The organism is Bacillus sp. SIMBA_074, assembly GCF_046534555.1.
Taxonomy (GTDB): Bacteria; Bacillota; Bacilli; order Bacillales; family Bacillaceae_G; genus Bacillus_A; species Bacillus_A mycoides.
The window spans coordinates 1-280 of the sequence record NZ_JAWRYM010000382.1; the positions used below are offsets into that span (position 1 = coordinate 1).

At 45.4% G+C, this 280-nt stretch carries 1 protein-coding gene; it reads left to right on the forward strand.

Features of this window, described 5'->3' with window-relative positions:
- The coding region (locus tag SB773_RS31250; protein ID WP_410594166.1) for an isocitrate/isopropylmalate family dehydrogenase at positions 1-280 on the forward strand (280 nt) is incomplete at both ends.

Below are 280 nucleotides of genomic sequence, written 5' to 3' on the forward strand. Positions count from 1 at the left end.
CAGCCATGCAACTGATTAAAAACCCGAAACAATTTGATATTATCGTGACGGAGAATATGTTCGGTGATATTTTAAGCGATGAAGCCTCTGTATTGACTGGCTCGCTTGGAATGCTTCCTTCCGCCTCCATATCAACGGAAGGGCCTAATTTATATGAACCGATTCATGGCTCTGCTCCTGATATTGCGGGCAAAAACTTAGCTAATCCAATTGGGACCATTTTATCAGCGGCGTCCATGCTGCGTTTGTCCTTTGGCTTGGAAGATGAGGCACATGCCGT